Origin of the sequence: Paenibacillus planticolens, from assembly GCF_013141725.1 — a bacterium.
GTDB lineage: Bacteria > Bacillota > Bacilli > Paenibacillales > NBRC-103111 > Paenibacillus_E > Paenibacillus_E planticolens.
Window position 1 is genome coordinate 137694 of record NZ_WHNZ01000039.1, and the last position, 18484, is coordinate 156177.

Sequence of the window (18484 nt, forward strand, 5' to 3'; positions counted from 1 at the left end):
CTCCTACCCTTGTATGCGAAAATCAGTTTCCGAAACTCTTTTGGTGGTCTTGATGCGGGTTGAATCAATATTGACTGGCCCCACCGTGTAGCTGACAGAAAGTCTGTAGGGGGTATCTGCGAAATTCCACATATTCAGGATGCTTTCGCCTTTGAGGGGTTCCATCACGATGCGGACCTCTTCCTCTTTCTCAGCTAGCGTTCCTACTGTCATGGAGCCTCGAAGTATCGAATGATCGTAGAGCACTTGCATGGCTCGTCCGAGGATCCGATGCTCATCCAGCGCTCTGGACTGAAGCTCTGCCGGCGAATGTACCGTCAGCAAGTAGCTGAGGTCTACCACCATGGGGGGATATTGAATCTGGGTAGTCCCCCGGGCAATCATGTGGGTCTGGCGATTATTGCCGCTCTCCCGAACGTTGTACAAATAAAGAGATAAGTAGAAATCTCCTTTATCGACAGGCGAAGCAAGCCCAATCATTTCCGGCTGCGGAATGGGATCGGGCGTCATATTTTCTCTAAGAAGTTTCACTAAAGATGCGCTTACATCAGCAATTACGGAATAATCACCGATAGGAATCACTTCCTGCCTCAAAATACCTATGTAGTGTGTAGAAATGGTAGGGAATATGTCACATCATGTACCTTTTTCTATTATAATTGCAAATCACTAGACTGACTATAGAAAGTTATATGATTTTCTAATAATCTTCCCACTCCTGCCGGGCCAAAATTTTACCGGACTTTTGCAGCTCATGGCGAATGGATTTGATAATATGCGGCATGCGGATCGGCTCACCCGCTTCCGCCGCCAGAAAGGCCGATGAAAGCACCACATTCTTGATATTTCCTCCGGCAATTTCATAGTGCTGCGCCAAATATTTAAAATCGACGTCGGCGCTGAGCGGAGCTGCCGGGGGGAACATGGACTGCCAGATTTTCTCCCGGTATTCACTATCGGGAAAAGGAAATTTAATGACGTAATTGATCCGTCTCAAGAACGCTTCATCAATATTATTTAACAGATTCGTAGCCAGCACCGTGATGCCTTGATACTCTTCCATTTTCTGCAGAAGATACGCCGTTTCAATATTCGCATACTTATCATGCGAATCTTTGACTTCCGAGCGTTTGCCGAAGAGGGCGTCCGTTTCATCGAAAAACAGTACGGCATTGCTGAGCTGCGCTTCTTCGAAAATCTCGTGGAGGTTTTTCTCCGTTTCGCCAATATATTTGGAGATGACCTGCGAGAGATCGACCTTGTACAGCTCAAGCTGCAGGTCGCCGGCCACCACCTGCGCAGACATCGTCTTCCCCGTGCCCGGCGGGCCGGCGAACAACATGCTGAGCCCCTTGCCGTAGGCCAGCTTCTTCTCGAATCCCCAGTCGCTGTATACAACGCCACGGTATTTCACTTGATTGCACGCATTGCGGAGCTGATCCTTCTGCTCAGGGGGGAGGATAATATCTCCCCACTGATAGCGAGGCTCAATGCGCGTCGCTTTGCGCTCCAGCTTGTGCTGCACCTGCTGGTAGCACGCCTTGTAGAGCGCAGCGGTATCCAGGCCTTCAGGCGCAGCCGCCTGCGGCTCCCGCTGCCAGGCGGAGTACCCGCGCGCAAGCGTCAACGCGCGGTAAATTTGCCCCGGGGTGAAGCGGAATTTCCCGCTCATCACACGGAAATCAATGCCCGCGCTCACACCGAGCTCGCGCGCGAATGCCGTCCAAAGGCGCTCGCGCCCGCCTTCGTCCGGCACTTGCAGTTCATGCTCAAGGAGCAGCCGCTCCTTGGGCTTCCAATTCAGCCGGTTATATTTCCCGGCTAACAAAAACACCATGCCGCCATAGCTGCCCAGCATGTCGTGGAACTTCCCGAGCCGCTGCTGCGCCGCAAGGTCCGGCTCTTCGGGATAGAGCGCCTCCAGCCGTGTGAAGCACAGCACGGCTTGGTGCAAAATCGCCTCGCGCACGATCGCGCTCACCGTCTCCTCGAAACTTGCTGCGTGCAGCAGCACATCCGCAAGATTGGCTATCAGCAGCGGCTTATTGAAATGGCTGCTGAAATGCTTCACCTGCAGCTTCTTGCCTGCGCCCGCATTCCCCCATAGGTGGAATGCGAGCCGTTTGCGCTCTGCTGCCGGCGCCTGCAGCGCCTCGTGGACAAAGCCCCGCAGCCGCTGCTGAAAATCCTCCTGGACGAGCAAGGGGGCGAGCTCGTCGTCCGGGTACACCATCTCGACCGCCGGCTTTAGCTTCGGGTCCAATTCCCCGGAATCGAGCAGGAAGGCAACGATTCGTTTATCCAGCACCAGCGGCTTGGACAGCAGCGACTGGCCTCTGATTTCCTGCTCCTCACGCTGCAGCAAAAACCTCGCTAGGCGGCCATCGGGCGCCACAAAGGTGGTTCGCGCAGTCCGCATCTCCTCCGGATTGCTGCAAGCGACCTGCAGCGCCAGGCTGACCACAGGCGTCTTGTTGGTCAGATCATCCTGCAAGAAGCCGAAGATCCGTTCATATTTGCGGTCCAATTCAACCGCAAGAGCCAGCATGACGAAGCGCTCCTCGATCGCGGAAAGCACAAATACGGAGGCTGCATATGACAAAGGCAGGAATACGCCTTTTTTGCGGCTTTCCTCCAGCCTCTGAGCGATATAGATTTCCGTCTCTTGAATGCCCGCCAAGAGATCCGCTTCCTCCTCTTGGAGTCCTGCATCCCCCTCCTGCTCGCCGATGAGACGAATGAATTCGTCTTCGGAGACGAACATCCCGCGAAACGAATCCGTTTGCGGATCGGGAGTAAGCTTCTGCCGGCGCCTATAGAGAAGCTCCAGCTTTTTATCCAACAGGATGAGTTCGTCTTTATAGTGCTCCCATGCATGTACATAACTTTGAGCTGCCATAGCCCTCCCGGTTAATCTATCCAAAATTTTCATTACTTGCCTAAACAGGTGGTTATTATTTACAATGATCTCACAAGACACAAAACGTTTTTTCCATTAATTGCTAGCATGAAAGGAAAGTGGCCTCTCTCTAATGGAACAACTTCCGGCGAATGATCATAACTGGAACCGAAAACTCATCCATCTTTTGTGGTGGATCCTGCTTGTCTATGAAGTAGCGGCTATGATCGGTTTTCTCTTCGATATCTATGACCAGCCTTCGCAGTGGTTTCATAGTTTCCTGCAATACCAAGTTATCCCGACTTGCTTGCTGCTTGCCCTTATGGGCGCCGGTTATTTGGCGATTCACTTCCTCAAAAGATACAGTGATTTTATCATGATTATATGGGCCATGACCATGGTTTGTGTCTACATGATGTGTATTCCTGAGCTGATGAGCTCCTATGAATTAATGAGCATTCCGATTATTTTATCCTCTATTTATTTTCAAAAGAAATATATTATTTTCGCTTATAGTTTAGGACTCTTAAGTTTAACAGCCTTAATAGTTAGTCAGGTGTACAACGGCTATCCCATCACGCCAGCGGAAGTTATCGTTTCGCTCACCGTCCTAACTGCGACGGCCCTTGTCTGCTTCGCCATTATGACCAAAGGCATCTCGCTGGTAACGGAGCTTCGGGCTTCTGTCGTGCGCGAACAGGATCTTCTCATTCGCAATGTCATGATTGACCGGCTTTCCAAAGTGGATGCGCTCACGGAGCTGTTCAACCATCGTTCCTTTCAAGAGCATACAGACCATCTTATTTCACATATGCCCTATGATACGCCGCTCGAGCTTGCGCTGATGGATATCGATAATTTCAAAAAGATCAATGACACCTACGGGCATTGGGTCGGAGACGTTGTGCTCAAAACGATCGGCGGCCTGCTTAAAGATATGCTGGGGCCTGACGATATGTCCTTCCGCTATGGCGGCGAGGAATTTGCCGTGCTGTTTGTTGGCAAATCCCATGACGAAGTGCTGGCCGTGTGCGAATCCTTCATGCAAATCGTCCGTGACACCGAAATTCCGGAGATGCCTGGGCAGGCCTTAACGATGAGCATCGGGCTCGCGCCTTATAACCGCAACACGATGAAAAAAGCATGGTTTCAGCAAGTGGACGAATGCTTGTATATCGCCAAAAGGAACGGGAAAAATTGCATTCATTCGTATTTATCGGGACAATACACGTAATTGCCGGGGCGTAAAGCTCCCGGTTTTTTTAGTTTGGCGGGGCATACATGATTTTGGTGAAACAGGCAAATAATAGCCAAAATCAAACGAGGTGAATAATGATGTGTCATTCCATATCTATTCTTGCTGACGTCAACGACGTGATGAAACAATTTCGCATCGACCGTCTGCTCTCTTATACCGCCAACCGGTATGAAATCGTGCCGACGGAGTCGGTTTCCGCTGTTATGATCAACAGAAAGGGAGAGCGGCTCCTGGATGAATTCCGTTGGGGGCTCATGCCTTTCTGGGCCAAAGACGCCGTATGCGGGGAACGCGATTCCATCTTCACCAACACAGCCTTCGAGCGCATTGTCAAAAAACAACGTTGTATCCTTCCTTGCAGCGGATTCTATGTGCGGGTGACGGAGGGCAAGGAAACCCAGTGGGTGAGGTTTAAAATGCGCAGCGGCACCTTCGGCATTGCGGGCCTGTACGATATCTGGCGGGCGCCCAGCGGCGAGGAGGAGCTGCGCACCTGCATGATGCTGATGACCGAAGCCAACTCCCTGGTCTCCCCTTATCACGGCAAAATGCCGGCCATTCTCGATGAAGAGCACGCTGAAATGTGGCTGCACTCAGACATGAAGGACAGCCGGCTGCTCCGCTCCCTGCTTCGTCCTGTCGACGACCTGCTTATGGTGGCGAACGTCTTGTCATCTCCCGCAGAAAAGATGGAGACAGGCTCGGACGTCCGTGTATTTGTTTAGGCTAATCGGTAGCAAGCCGGGCGCAATGCAAAAAAGCGATACAAGGGTTTCACTTGTATCGCTTTTTTTATATTTTCCCGCTGCAGAGAGGCTTACCTTTACATTTTCAGCGTTCTCACCCAGCGATCTTCGAGCCAATCCTGCTGAACAGGGAACTACAGTCCGCTATTTCAGCAAAATTCGCTGCTTTCAGAAGAATTAGGGAACTACAGGGCCTTATTTGCTCGCTGAAGCATGCTTTTGAGTTAAAACGGCAAAATAACGGACCATAGTTCCCACTAATGTGGTATATGGCTGTATTTTGAGTAAATAGCGGACCGTAGTGGACCAAAGTTTCTCTGAGATGCGATTTAACCCCATTTGGAGGAACGGACATATGCTCCCCAAGTCGAGATGGCCGCATTTGTAATAACGGACAGAAGAATTCCGCCACAGCAGTGACAGAGGCCCCCCTTACTTACGAGGCACAGGCGGCAGCTCGCTGCCCTCTCCGATCAAACGCACCCCTTCGGCACATACGCCGTAAGGCTCCCAGCGGCATGTAGCGCATAGATGCCCGATATCTCCCGGAGTTACATGTCCGGCAACTTTTCCGCATATTTCCGCCCAGCTTAGCTCCATCCCAACGTGCAAGCCGAGCTTGGCTACGATTTCCGCGTCGCGCTCATAGACGGTTCTGTTCTCGCAATGAGCCTCTTCGTCTGCTGGAAAGGCAGCGCACAAATCGTCGGGTCCAAGGACGACTTGAACCATCGTAGCCGGCTGCTCCCGCAGCGTCTCGTAAACCGTCGTCATATTTTGGCAGAACTCTTTGGAGTATCCCATTCCTCGATATCCTAACAAACAAAGCAAGTGATGCCCCCGCAGGCCGATAGGCTTCGTCATACTTGGACCTTAGGCGTACGGTACAACCCGTACCCGTCCATTTTTACGACAGGCTCTTTATCTTCTACGAGACCAGCTTTGGTTGAATGTAAAGAAACGTCGATCAGCCAACGCGTGAAATCCGCTACCGGCATCGTCTCCATCTCCTGCAGGCTGAAAAAGCCCGCCGCATCCACCTCTACCCCATCAGGCACAGGCTCGCCGCTCACGTAATCCAATTCAAAAGCGATGTACACATTATGAATGCTTCTTGGCAAATCGCGCACGGCGACCAAACGTGTAACTTTGGCTTTGACGCCGCACTCCTCCAGCACCTCGCGCTCAATGGTCTCCTGGATCAGCTCATGCTGCTCGATATAGCCGCCGGGATTCGTCCATCTGCCTTTGCCGGGCTCTTGCGCTCTGCGGACAAGCAATATTTTCTCATCTTTGGTTACAAGCGCGCCTACGCCGATACTGTAGTTGCCCCAGTACACAAAACTGCACGCCGTACAGGCTCTTCTCATCGTACCATCCACATCGCGCGTCTCCATAGGGGCTCCGCATGTCATGCAAAACTTAACTTCCATCTGTCTCATCTCCAACTTCCTGTAGTCATCTGTATGTAAGCTTACTGCTTGAGACGGATGATAGGCAACTCCGATCCCGCTCCTTCTGAGTTCATTGCAACGGCTTTAGAAGATGCTATCTGCGCTAGTCTTGCAATTTCGCCCGATTGAGCTGATTCGGCCGGTGCTCCAGAGATCGTCGACATCACGCATCTGCCAGGCGGAAAGCAGGCGTTCGTTCATATCGGGAGATTGCCGGCGCCTTGTGGTACAATAGAAGAACTATTTTACACATATGAGGAGAATACTTAAGATGGCCAGGAACCAACGTTTAGTGACGGATGCTGATTTTCAGGAGGCAGTGGAAAAAGGAGCCGTTGTCCGCGTTTTCAAAGACGATCACATTGTCGACTCGAATGCCGTCATCCTGCGCTTCAGCGACAAGACCGTCGTCTTGCAGTCGCGTATCGCTGATTTAGCTTATTATGACCGTGATGAGTGCGAGTTTTTTGAGATGAAAAAAAGGTAAGCCTCTCTAGCGAGCGAACAGGCTAACGGGCTTCCCCCTGAGATGGAACCTCTCTCGCATTTTAACAGGAAAAGCTCCTGTTAATTTCTTCATCTTATCGTTTAGTATTTGATTAACTGGAATTTCTCCCGTTATTCCTCGCAATTTAGGCTCAAACAAAGGGCTGCAGCTAAATTAACTGGAGGTTTTCCAGTTATTCTACTTAAATTGTTGATCCAAGCAACTTTAACGGGAGAAATTCCATCTATTTTACTCCACGGGATATTTCGAAAGCTGAACGAATCGAAAACCCGCCTTCTGCATAACAGGAATCGCCTTGATCACGCCTTCGGCCGTGTCCTTCTCGGGATGATTCATATGCGCCAAAACGATGGAACCGCTTCGGGCCTTTGTCAATGCGTTGTACACTTGCTCCGTGTTAAAAGTAGCTCCGGCGTCGCCAAGCACGTTGTAGCCCGCCAACTGGAAGCCCAAGTCATGGGCAATGTTTGCGGCGACATCATCATAATAGGCCGTGCCTGAGCGAAAAAACAATGGCCGCCTTCCGGTCAGCTTCTCGATCTCGTCGGCGTTCTCCGACACTTCGCGAATGACGTCGCTCACATTATGGGTGCCGGCGATGCCATACGCGGCTCTGCCGTTTACGGACAGCGGACGGTGCTCGGTCCCGTGGTTTTCGATCTCGAACAGCGGGTTCGCCGCCAGCTTCGCAAAAATATCCGGATTGGCAGCCAGCCATCTCGCATTGACGAATAAGGTCGCCGGGATGTGCTCCTTGATCAAATAATCGACCAGCTTCTCGTCGTAGCCGCTGCCCTCTTTGCCGCCGCAAGCGTCAAAGGTCAGGGCGATCACCTTCTCCTTCGTCACGAGGTGTGTCCGCACGCCGGGGATGTTCTCGCCCCACTTTGTCGGAACTGCCTTTTGGTACCGTTCCACTAAGGACTGGGCTAGCGAGGGCAGCTTTGCAGGTGAGAGCGATCCGTCGGTTGGTGATACTGGGGATACATCTGTTGATGTCAGTTCTGATATGTCTGTCGGTTTCACTGTTGTTGATGTCACTTTTGATGCGTCTTTCGGTGTCATTGTTGAGGCGTTCATTGATGTCACGGCTGATGCGTCTGGTGGTGTCACCTTCGAAGAGGGCACCGGAGTGACGGTGCCTTGCACAGCCGGCGTTGTAGATACCACAGAATCCGGCCTTTCCGACACAGCCGCTTCGTCCGCCAGCTTCACCCGCCCCTTCGCCCCCTCACAACCTGAAAGCGTTATCACCACGCATAAAAGAAAGAGGAAGCCTAGCTTGCGCTCCCTCATTTGTGTTTTCTCCAATCGAGCTTGCTCTTCTCGAGCAAATGGCCAAAATCATTTTCCAGCCGTTTCTCCTCCGCCTTGCGCGCAGCCTCCGCTTCCGCTCTGGCAGCATCCTTGCGGGCTTGTTCCTCCGCTTTCATCGCATCGGCTTGAGCTTTCAGCCCCGCTACGATATCAGGACGCAGCAAATCTTTGAGTGTCGCAGGTTTATCTTGCACGCTAGGTTCAGCGGTAGCGGACGACCATTTCTTTTTTGCCATAAAGGGTTCACCTCTGTTTCATTTCTACATCAGCTTTACCCCTATATTGTACACTTCTACTCATTCAAATGATAGGGCACCGTCGCGACGACGATATCTTTATCGGCTTGCAGTTTCGAGCGAATACGTGCGGCAGACTGGTTGTGGAGCAGGCGGTGCCACCATTTTTTCGGCATGAATTGGGGCAGGATGACCATAATCGATTGCTTTTCCGAGACATGCGTATCGATTCTTTCAATGAATTCCGCCAGCGGTTTTAAAATGGTACGGTAACGGGATTTGAACACGACGAGACGAACGCCGGGGTCCCACTTATCCCATTTCTCCTGCATCGCCTCTTCATCCTCATCCGAAAACGACACGTAGAAAGCAATTACGTTGGGCGATAAGGATTTGGCATAGTTCAACGACTGCGCCACCACGCGGTGAATGCCCGCTACAGGCACTATGATCACAGGTTCCTTTGTGCATAGACGTTCTTGCGTGATATCAATCCGCAGTTGTTTCGCTACGTCATCATAGTGATTGCTGATTTTGGTAATTCCCCAAAGCGCAAGCGGCGTCACGATAATAACAATCCAAGCGCCCTCGCTAAATTTAGTTATACAGAAAATAATCAAGACGGCGAAGGAAACGATTCCGCCTAAGCCATTAATAAGGAACTTGCCGATCCAGCCGGCGGGGCGCTCTCTGAACCATTTGCGAACCAAACCGCTTTGGGCAAGTGTAAAAGACAAAAAGACGCCAATCGCATAAAGAGGAATGAGTGCATCGGTTTTTCCTTTAAAAATAATGAGCAGAACACTCGCCAAAACACCTAACGTCACAATCCCGTAATGAAACGAGAGCCGGTCCCCCCGATACGAGAACATGCGCGGGAAGTTTTTATCCTGTGCCATGATGGAAGATAGGATCGGAAAACCGTTAAAGCTCGTATTCGCTGCCAATACCAGAATCAACATGGTGCCAATCTGTGTCGCATAATACATCGCTCCGCGCCCAAACGCCTGCTCCGTAACCATCGACAGAACCGAGGTGTGGCCATGCGGGTCAGGTGCGATCCCATAGCCTAAGCTCAGCAGGGTGACGCCGCCGAAGACGATCGCCAGCAGCGTACCGAGGGATGCCAGCGTTTTTTTGGCATTTTTGACGGAAGGCGAGCGGAAGTGAGGCACCGCATCGGAAATGGCCTCAATTCCCGTCACGGCCGAGCAGCCGGATGAGAAGGCTTTTAGAATGACGAATAGCGTCAGTGAGCCCGTCATCGAGCTCGGAACAAACTCGGCGGCATGCAGGCTCATCGAACCTGTCAGCATATCGAAGATCCCTTTGCCGATCAGCAATAGAATACATAGGATAAAAAAGTACGTTGGAATCGCGAACACGGTTCCCGACTCGGACGTGCCCCGCAAATTCAGCCAAACCATCAGCCAGACAAGGATTAAAGCAATAGGGACAATATATGGCACGGTAGCAGGGAAAGCCGATGTTATCGCCTGCACGCCTGCCGAAATCGAAACCGCAACGGTTAACGTATAATCTATAAGCAGTGAAACCCCTGTGAGTCTTCCCCACATCATACCCAAATTTTCCTTCGCCACCATGTAGGCTCCGCCACCCATCGGGTAGGCTTCAATCACTTGGCGATAGCTCAAAACAAGAAGCATGATTAAAGCAATAATCGAGATTGCAATCGGCAATGAGAAAGCAAAAGCAGCAACTCCAACAGTCGCAAGCTCCAGCAAAATCTGCTCCGTGCCATAGGCCACCGAAGACAGGGCATCCGAAGATAGGATGGGCAGAGCCTTCCATACCTGCATTTTCTCAGATTCCAGCTCCGCCGATTTCAGCGGTTTGCCGAATACAATCTTTTTCAATGAGTCACTTGTCATGCTGTGAAATTCCCCCAAATAACCTAGTTTTCAGCTTGATTTCCCCTTTTTGGGCGCAAAAAAACACAAGGATAGACCTTGTGCTTAGCCACATGTTCTCCTTTCTCACGATCGCTTACGAGGTTAGCTGACGGGTTCGGGCTGCGAGAAATCTGCCCTAAAGATACTTGCCGCGTGCGAAGCGACGTACCTTACTCACCCCGGTTGAAACCTGTGGTTCCCCCGCTTTTCTGTTAAGAAAATTAAGCGAAATATTCAACTGTTAACGTACGAGTTGATACTACTCTCTTATTCGCACATAGTAAAGGAGAGAAAAATCTTAAAAAAGATTATTCCCTCCCCGCATTTAATTGATAATTCGCTTACAATGGCCTAATCCTTTCAGTATCTCCGATTATCTAGCCTTTCGTCTGATTCCTTGGGTTTTAGGTGATTTTGACAAAATTAATTTCTGACATGATGATTCCTTGTGGCTTGTTTTTGCTTGAAAATCATCTTTTTCCAGATAAGAGGGATACCCCCAATGAGAAATAAATAGCGGGCATCGATCATTTTTTTGAGGAAAGCGGCAAATTTGCCTTTCACTTTCTTGACCTTCAGGATACCGATCGCTTCTCCGCGACCCAACGAGGCAACCGTCCCTTTGTAATCATAGGCAAAAGGTCTTAGCGGGTTCCCCCTCAGGCTATGGATCACATTTCTCGCCGTATTATGGCCCTGCTGAACGGCAATTTGGGCATTCGCCGGGTATTGGGTGCCTTCCGGGCTCATGACAATGGAACAATCCCCCGTTATAAACACGTCAGGGAACTGCAAGGAACGCAAGTAGTCATCCACTTTGACCCTGCCGCGTTGAACGTGGAAGCCCGCTTCCTGCAGCAAGGAATTCCCGCGGACGCCCCCCGACCAAATAACGGTGCCGGCACGAATGAATTGACCGTCCCCCAACAGGACGCCGTCAGGCTCGCAAGCCTTAATTGCCGTAGATAATTTATACTGAACCCCTTTGCGGCGCATCACTTCCATGCCGTATTCCACGAGATCGTTAGGCAAACCTGGCGGCAGAGCGGTAGGCGATGCTTCGATATTAATGATCTGAACAAGCGACGGATCGACATCAAACGTTCGGCAAAGCACAGGCACACGGTCTGCCAATTCGCCGACAAATTCCGTTCCGGTGAACCCCGCGCCTCCGACGACGAAGGTCAAGTATTCCTTATGTTTGGAATCCAATTTATATTTAGCGAACATATATTGGGTATGCTGGCGGATGAACCGGACGCTGTTAATGCTGTTTATCGACATGGCATGCTCCCGCAGTCCCGGAATGCCGAAGGTTTCCGTCTCACTTCCAAGCCCCACAACGAGGTAATCGTATGTGAGAACTTCATCGGTGAGAATCACCTTCTTCTCTTCGGGCAAAATCTGCCGAACCGTCGCCTTAATAAAATGAATTTTCCGCTCGTCAATCAATTCCCTGATCGCCACACGCGCATTTTCATGATGATCAGTGCCGGCTGCCGGCATATGCAGATGCGTCGTCATGTAATGATAATCGTGTTTGTTCACCAGCGTGACAGCCGCTTCGCCTGATTTGATCAGCTTCTGCAGCCTTATTGCCGTTACAATCCCTCCGTAGCCTGCACCCAGAATAACCACCTTCGGTTTACTCATCCGAACCCTCTCCTCCGATTAAATCATCTATCAAACCACACAAGGTTGTCATGTGAAAAAAATCACATAGTTACTCAGGATGCACTGCATGGTTTGCTCTTGTATTAGTATATGAGCACCCTCGCAAAAAATCACCGAAATATGCCCTGGCAAGGCCAAAAAGGGCAGACGGGTGGAGGCGGTGGGTGCGGGCTGCGACGTGGGATACAGCGCGGGCTGCGACGATTCGGGCGTGGGCTGCGGCGCGACTACGGCACGGGATTCGGGCGCGACTACGGCGCGGGTTGCGACGCGGGATACGGGCGTGGGATACGGCACGGGATACAGGCGTGGGCAGGCGGTGGCTGCGGTTCTTTTTCGGGTGGAATCGAAAGAAGTAGCGACTAGCAGCTCATAAGAGGCAACCGCATTTTCTCGTTGGATGAAATCCAATGAGAGCACCCTTATGAGGCGGAATTTCCGTTTTTCATTGTATGAAATCCAACGAGACCCGCCGAAATCCCCCCATTGAGTGCAAATCCCCCACTCCCCGTTGGATTTTGTCCAATAAAACCAACATTTTAGCGCTAAATTTTGCCTTTTCGTTGGATTTCCTCCAATCAGACTCCGCTCGCAGCTCCTCCTAAGCCCCTGACCTCGCTTTATCGTGCAAGCGGCGCAGTCGAAAGCTGTTCATGCCAGCCACGCCCAACTCCTCCAGCAGGCCATAATTTGCCCAAGCCCCAACGACGGCGCCAATGCCGGGCAGCAACTGAAGCATTTTACGGAAATCGATCGTATCGCGGTATTCCTGCTGCAGCTGCAGCCAATCGACTTGGTCCATATAAGCTTCAGCGGGCGGAAAGCTGCTTGCGATGTCGTGCCAATTTTTGATCGTACGCAGCAGATCCGGCTTTTTCGCAGGGCTAGAGAAGGCCAGCTGAAACACATACAAAACAAACAGCCGCTCTCTGTAATCCTTCGTGGAGTAGCCGTAAGCATGCGCAAGTTCGAACAGAAATTTCAATTTTATGCCGATCAGAATCGGGAAATCCGCCAATCCCAGCAAAATTCCACCCGCTCCTGTGCCTGCTCCCTCGGCGGCGGCAATCTTTTTGTAGAGCGATAGCAATTCTTCCGCCTTGGCGTCGCTTTCAGCTAAAGAAGCGCCGACAAGCGGTTCATTTTGAGGAATATAATTCATCCCGAACAACGTCGTCTGGAACATCCCTTTGACGGTTGCCGTTATCGTTTTGTGCACTTTTTCGGGAATCAGCTTATTGATGTTCGTTGAGACGGATTTCGAGGCTTTTTCGATCAAATTTGGCATTTTCTGCTGACGAATTTCCCAGCGTTTCACTTGCCGCAGCATCTGCTGCTCATAGATGGTGTACTCCGAAAATTCCATGCTTGTCACCGCCGTCCGCTTTTCTTAGTCAAAGTATAGTATACGGGACTCCCCGGCTCAAGATGCTCCCTCTGTCCCCTTCTGCCAGGCCCTCAAACCCAAGACAAAGAAGCAGCCCATCCATAATGAGCTGCCTCTCCTATATTAGTAACGCATGTACAACAGCAGGCCAAAAGCCGCCCCGCTCAAAATCACGAGCAGCGTATCCTTGGCTTGCCAGCTTAACGTGCTTTTCTTCAGCAGTTGGTGTTTGCCGTCGATTTTTTTCATTTCCATCGCTACGGTCATTTGCTCCGCTTTGTGAAACATGGCGAGCAGCAAAGGAACCACCAGCGCCGGGATATCCTTCATCCGCACCAAGCCAGGCCGAATCGCCGCTTTGCCTCTGGCCCTTACGATCGCTGAGAAGCGCTGCCACTCCCGCAAAATAAGCGGAATGAAGCGAAACAGAAGCGAGACGGCCAAAGCAAATGACTCCACCGGCAGCTTCATTCTGCGAAAAAAGGCTAAAGCCCAGTTTAGTCCCTGCACAAGCTGGCCATAAGACGTAGACACGGCTAGCCAGTAGCCGGCCATCAGGATCAGAAACAGACGCGTGAGCGTGAAAGCCGCGCTCCAGCCGCTTTCCGGCGAGAAGCCCAGTGGGAAACGGCCTTCTCCCGCCTTCCACTCCAAGCCTGCCAACATGATCGAAATGAACATGAAGCTCAGAAAAGGCACGGCAATCTTCCAGCTGCCGCGAATCGCGGAGCGCGGTAGGCCGAGGAACGACAGGCCGAGGAGCAGCGCCGAAGCCGCGAGGCCGCTCCACACCTGCTGCTGCATCGTTCCGATGACGAGCAGCAGGTAGAGCAGCCACTTCGCTCGCGGATCGAGCGCCAGCCACGCGGCCTGCGGCGGCGCAGCGGCGGCAGCTGCGCGAGCCTCGCGAGCGGGCTCCGGCGCTGCCGCTTGCGGCGCCGGCTCCGGGCTGGCGCTGCCGCGCTCGCGCAGCGCCTCGCATATCGCCGGCACAGCCAGCGCCGGCGTAAGCAAATCCGGCGCGATGGCGATACCGCAGCGCGCAAGCACCAGAGCGGCCTCCACGCAGCTCGGGAGGCCGACCCCCGCGCGCGTGAGCAGCTCCGGCGCGCGGCATAAAGCTTCCGGCGAGCCGTCGAAGACGAGCTCGCCGCGGTCTAACACAAGGACACGGTCTGCCAGCGGCAGAAACGTGTCCAGGTCATGCGTGGCGATGACGAAGCCGCCACGGTCTCTCTCGCGAATCATGCGCAGCAATTCGCGGACGGCCGCCGCCTCGAGGCCGGCGGTTGGCTCATCCATGAGGAGCCAATCCGGTGCCGTGGCGAAGGTCGTGGCCAGCGCGAGCCGGCGCTGCTCGCCGCCGCTAAGCGCAAAAGGCGACCGCTCCAAGGCGAAGGCGCCATGGGGGTCGAGGTCGGCGCAAGCGGCGCGAATGCGGTGCTCGCGTTCGTCCGCTGCGAGCCGGTAAGGGCGCAGCGAGTAGGCGAATTCCCCACGGATGCTGCCTGCGAACAACTGCTGCTCCGGGAATTGGAAGATCAAGCCCAGACGCAGAAGGCTGGCTTGGTCTACCTTCTTTTTATGCCACAACGGTTGTCCGTCGAGTGCTATCGTTCCTTCGGCTGGCTCCACAATGCCTGCCATCACCTGGAGAAGCGTAGATTTTCCTGAACCCGTATGCCCGATTAATACCGTAACTGAACCATCCGGGAGCTCGAGACTGATATCTTTCAGCAGGTGATGATTGGCGTCATCCGGAGCATTTATTTGAATATTTTGCAAGGTTATCGACATGAAGTTGCCACCGCCTCGCCCAGTTCATCCATATCCAAAGGGAGCAGACGAAGCTTGACGCCTTGCTGAAGCAAGCCGAACGCTGTTTTGACCACATAGGGCGAATCCAGCCCTAACTCGGAACAAGGTGTTTTCTCCAGCATTTTCTCTTCGGTCTCCCCATAAAAGAACCCCCTCGGCTCTCCTTCAAACGTAATCCGTCCTTCGCCAAATCCAATGACGCGCGTCGCATCCGCCACTTCTTCCAGCCGGTGAGTGATCCAAACGATCGTCGTTCCGCGCTGATGGGCTTGGCGCACCGCTTGACGAACTTCTTTTCTTGCTGCGGGATCCAGCATGGCCGTCGGTTCGTCCAGCACTAAAAGTCCAGGCTCCACCGCGAGGGCTGCCGCCAGATTAACCAGCTGCTTCTGCCCTCCCGATAAAGTAGAAAGCGTCCGTTCGAGCGGGAGCGACAAGCCCACCGCCGAAAGGATTCGACGATACCAAGCCTGACGTTCATCCCGTGTTAGCTCCTGCGAACCCGGCAGGTAGTCAAGCTCCTCCTGAATGGTTTCACCCACGAACTGGGCGTCCGGCAGCTGCAGCACGCCTCTGAATTGCTTCTGCTCATTGCGCACCATTTCCCCGCTTGAGAGCGGACTTAAGCCCAGCAAGGTGCTGGCTAAGGTGCTTTTGCCGCTGCCGTTCGGGCCGATGACAACCAGCCATTCGCCTTTATAAATATTTAAAGAAACGTCCGACCATACCCGCCGGCCTTCTTCCGATGCTGTTCGATAGACAACGGAGGCTCTCTGCAAAGAAGCCACAATTTCTCGATTTCCCATATCTAAAATGTCCTTCCACTTTCACAAAAGATGTGCTATGATCTGATTGGTCAATTGTCAACCTTTTATTTTTGATGAAGTTAACAATACATAAACAATAACAGAAACAGGAGCGATCAACAATATGAAACTCACTCTGCGCGGCGTTGTTTTCAGTGCCCTTTTTGCAGCTATTCTTGTGTTATTCAGCTTTGCTCAGATTTCACTGCCTTTTACACCTGTCCCAATTACCTTGCAAACGTTAGCGGTTATGCTCGCCGGCGGCTTGCTTGGGGCACGTTATGGCTTCTTAAGTATGGCCCTGGTTGTTATCCTGACGGCTATCGGCTTTCCGCTGCTTCACGGAAATGGCGGTTTAGGCGTCGTGCTGGGGCCTACAGGCGGCTTTATTATGATCTGGCCGTTCTGTGCTATGCTGATCGGTCTGATTTTACCGCGTATTCGCGTGAATGGCATCATGGGCTATATTGCAGCTTTTCTCGTTATTGAGATTTTCGGTTCCCTTATCCAATATCTTGCCGGGGTTCCGTGGTTGATGTACAAAGTGCCAACTTATACGTTTGCAAAAGCTATGACTGCCGCTTGTTACCCGTTCCTCTTGGGCGATGCGCTCAAAGCTGTGGTTGCCGTGCTTATCATTGTGCCGGTTCGCCAAGTGTTTTCTCCTGCACGGCTTACAGGTTCGTCTTCGCATAGCGTTGTGCAACGCACGGATGCCCGTATGTAATGTAGTATCGTATAGTGATGCGTGAAATATCTTAGCCTTATTGCTCATTCCTTGAGCGGTAAGGCTTTTTTTCTGTCATTTCCGTTTTCATTCCCGCAAGGCGATTTTTACGTTTTTGTAATGCCCAGGTCTGTTTTTTTATTCGATTGTAATGCTCTGGCATGTAAGCTTGTTCTTGTAACCGACAGTACGAAGCATGCTGCATGATGAAATGCTTTTATCTCAAGCAGCCCCATTATATTGAATAGGAGTGTTATAAATGAAAAACAACAAAAAAGCACTAGCCGCTTTGACCATTACAGCAACCGTAGGTTTGTCCGCGATTCTGCCCTTTAATGCCTTCGCCGCGAATCCTTTCGCCGATGCCGCAAGCTCCTCTCAAGTTCAAACGGCTATTGAACAATTAGCCCAGCAGCAGGTGCTTTCCGGCTATGCAGATCATAGCTTCCTTCCCAATCAGGCAGTAACTCGCGCAGAAATCGCCAAAATGGCCGCACTCGCTCTGCACGTCAATGTGGATACAACGGCAACAACTTCTTTTGTCGATGTAACTAAAGCGGATTGGTTCTATTCGTACGCTGCAGCCCTTGAGTCTGTAGGGGCTATGTCTGGTACGGACGGGCAATTCCAAGGCAGCCGTACGATCTCATCCGAGCAGTTGGCGGACGTTGTTGCCAAGGCATTGCAAGTGGAGGCAGCCGTTGTAAAACAATTGCCAAGTTTTGCATCGTTAACTAGCTCCCCGGTGACACGCGGTCAGGCCGCTCTGCTCATTTTCGAAGCGCAGCAATTAGCTCCCATCCATGTGACGAAGCTCGAGGCCTTGAACGCCATCACGCTGCAAGTCACCTTCTCGGCACCGATACCGGCTGCGGATTTAGAGCTTGAACCCGCGTCCAAAAACTTTGTTTTTGACAACGGTTTGGCTATCAGCAACGTTCCACGGTTAAAAACAGGCGCCACCTCGACCTACATTATTCCAGTGCCAACGCAAAAACCAGGGACAACTTACACTTTAACTTACAAAGGCAAACCAGCAGGTACTTTCACAGCGGGCACAGAGAAAATTGCTTTGGCGTCGACGCAGCAACTGTCTAACGATTCTTTTGAGGTCGAATCCCACTTGGCTGACGGCGTTGCCGATTACGGTTATGTCATTGCTGCATACGCCAAAAGCCGTCCAGGTTCCTTTATCGTAGATGAGAACAATAACTACAACGGTACTGCGTATCAAATCCTTTCTTCTATGCGCAACCGTGAGGTGCAAATCACCCCTGAGGGCGGTACACCGATGACCGCTAAATATTTACGATTCACCCAAGCTACCGATGGTCGCCAAGCGCCTAAATTCCTTTTGCCTAACGGCGAAACGTTCAAGCCGGGTGTGACTTACACCGTTTCCGCAGACTGGGCTACTTTGAAAAACGCCACATTTACAGCCAAAGATATCGCACCGCTAACAATTCAATCTGCTTCTGCTGTAGATGCAAAGACCATTAACGTGACCCTTTCCCAGGATCCAAAAGATGAAATTTTCGTTTCACGCCGTGTTACATTGACAGGAACTGACGGCACTGTTCTGACAGCTGAATACACGCTGAGTTCGCGTAAAGGTGCAGCAGGTACTTTCGGTCTTCTGAATAACGGTCAGCTTGTGCCGGGTATGACTTACTCGGTCGCTCCGGTAGGCGGCTGGGCTACGGCTTCAGGCGTTAGCTTGACTGCCGCAAAGTAAGCCTGC

Annotated in this window: 17 protein-coding genes and 1 riboswitch; of the genes, 6 read left to right on the forward strand and 11 right to left on the reverse strand. The window is 51.9% G+C overall.

Annotated elements, in window-relative coordinates:
- Positions 1-3: 3 nt before the first annotated feature.
- Complete coding sequence (locus tag GC097_RS16805) at positions 4-582, reverse strand: Pvc16 family protein (RefSeq protein WP_312875682.1); 579 nt, start codon at positions 580-582, stop codon at positions 4-6.
- Between the two features lie 118 nt (positions 583-700).
- Positions 701-2899 carry an ATP-binding protein gene (locus GC097_RS16810; protein ID WP_171684451.1) on the reverse strand — a complete coding sequence of 733 codons (2199 nt, stop codon included), beginning with the start codon at positions 2897-2899 and terminating at the stop codon, positions 701-703.
- Between the two features lie 133 nt (positions 2900-3032).
- Between GC097_RS16810 and GC097_RS16815 the strand changes: the two genes are divergently transcribed.
- Entirely contained in the window at positions 3033-4133 is a 1101-nt protein-coding gene (locus GC097_RS16815; RefSeq protein WP_171684452.1) for a GGDEF domain-containing protein, read from the forward strand.
- Between the two features lie 98 nt (positions 4134-4231).
- A complete protein-coding gene (locus tag GC097_RS16820) occupies positions 4232-4882 on the forward strand; it encodes an SOS response-associated peptidase (protein ID WP_171684453.1) in 651 nt (216 codons plus the stop codon).
- A 453-nt stretch (positions 4883-5335) separates the two neighbouring features.
- On the opposite strand, the gene GC097_RS16825 is transcribed toward GC097_RS16820, so the two are convergent.
- Complete coding sequence (locus tag GC097_RS16825; protein WP_246294294.1) at positions 5336-5707, reverse strand: DUF1284 domain-containing protein; 372 nt, start codon at positions 5705-5707, stop codon at positions 5336-5338.
- A 56-nt stretch (positions 5708-5763) separates the two neighbouring features.
- Complete coding sequence (locus tag GC097_RS16830) at positions 5764-6345, reverse strand: NUDIX domain-containing protein (protein WP_312875683.1); 582 nt, start codon at positions 6343-6345, stop codon at positions 5764-5766.
- 283 nt (positions 6346-6628) lie between these two features.
- On the opposite strand from GC097_RS16830, the gene GC097_RS16835 reads away from it, so the two are divergent.
- A complete protein-coding gene (locus tag GC097_RS16835; protein WP_171684455.1) occupies positions 6629-6844 on the forward strand; it encodes a hypothetical protein in 216 nt (71 codons plus the stop codon).
- A gap of 249 nt (positions 6845-7093) precedes the next feature.
- Here GC097_RS16835 and GC097_RS16840 read toward each other — a convergent pair whose 3' ends face one another.
- The 4 genes from GC097_RS16840 to GC097_RS16855 all read right to left on the reverse strand — a co-directional run bounded on the left by GC097_RS16840 (position 7094) and on the right by GC097_RS16855 (position 11984).
- On the reverse strand, positions 7094-8161 hold the full coding sequence (locus GC097_RS16840; protein ID WP_171684456.1) for a polysaccharide deacetylase family protein: 1068 nt from the start codon (positions 8159-8161) through the stop codon (positions 7094-7096).
- A complete protein-coding gene (locus GC097_RS16845) occupies positions 8158-8418 on the reverse strand; it encodes a YqkE family protein (RefSeq protein ID WP_171684457.1) in 261 nt (86 codons plus the stop codon). Before GC097_RS16845 ends, GC097_RS16840 begins: the two co-directional genes overlap by 4 nt.
- A gap of 56 nt (positions 8419-8474) precedes the next feature.
- Positions 8475-10310 carry a potassium transporter KimA gene (kimA, locus tag GC097_RS16850; protein WP_171684458.1) on the reverse strand — a complete coding sequence of 612 codons (1836 nt, stop codon included), beginning with the start codon at positions 10308-10310 and terminating at the stop codon, positions 8475-8477.
- 97 nt (positions 10311-10407) lie between these two features.
- A riboswitch (cyclic di-AMP (ydaO/yuaA leader) is annotated at positions 10408-10569 on the reverse strand.
- 185 nt (positions 10570-10754) lie between these two features.
- Positions 10755-11984 (reverse strand): NAD(P)/FAD-dependent oxidoreductase, encoded by a 1230-nt coding sequence (locus GC097_RS16855; protein WP_171684459.1) that lies wholly within the window; start codon positions 11982-11984, stop codon positions 10755-10757.
- Positions 11985-12183: 199 nt separating this feature from the next.
- Here GC097_RS16855 and GC097_RS16860 point away from each other — a divergent pair, with 199 nt between their 5' ends.
- Entirely contained in the window at positions 12184-12381 is a 198-nt protein-coding gene (locus tag GC097_RS16860; protein WP_171684460.1) for a hypothetical protein, read from the forward strand.
- 225 nt (positions 12382-12606) lie between these two features.
- Here GC097_RS16860 and GC097_RS16865 read toward each other — a convergent pair whose 3' ends face one another.
- The 3 genes from GC097_RS16865 to GC097_RS16875 form a co-directional block, all read right to left on the reverse strand.
- The gene (locus GC097_RS16865) at positions 12607-13371 is read right to left on the reverse strand and encodes an EcsC family protein (protein WP_171684461.1); all 765 of its coding nucleotides are present in this window, start codon (positions 13369-13371) and stop codon (positions 12607-12609) included.
- A 144-nt stretch (positions 13372-13515) separates the two neighbouring features.
- Entirely contained in the window at positions 13516-15189 is a 1674-nt protein-coding gene (locus GC097_RS16870) for an ATP-binding cassette domain-containing protein (RefSeq protein ID WP_171684462.1), read from the reverse strand.
- Positions 15180-16016, reverse strand: a complete 837-nt coding sequence (locus GC097_RS16875) for an ATP-binding cassette domain-containing protein (protein ID WP_171684463.1) — start codon at positions 16014-16016, stop codon at positions 15180-15182. The genes GC097_RS16870 and GC097_RS16875 overlap by 10 nt, the downstream gene beginning before the upstream one ends.
- A gap of 124 nt (positions 16017-16140) precedes the next feature.
- Between GC097_RS16875 and GC097_RS16880 the strand changes: the two genes are divergently transcribed.
- Both GC097_RS16880 and GC097_RS16885 read left to right on the forward strand, forming a co-directional pair.
- The gene (locus tag GC097_RS16880; protein ID WP_171684464.1) at positions 16141-16743 is read left to right on the forward strand and encodes a biotin transporter BioY; all 603 of its coding nucleotides are present in this window, start codon (positions 16141-16143) and stop codon (positions 16741-16743) included.
- A gap of 259 nt (positions 16744-17002) precedes the next feature.
- Positions 17003-18478 (forward strand): S-layer homology domain-containing protein, encoded by a 1476-nt coding sequence (locus GC097_RS16885; protein WP_171684465.1) that lies wholly within the window; start codon positions 17003-17005, stop codon positions 18476-18478.
- The last annotated feature ends 6 nt before the right edge of the window (positions 18479-18484 follow it).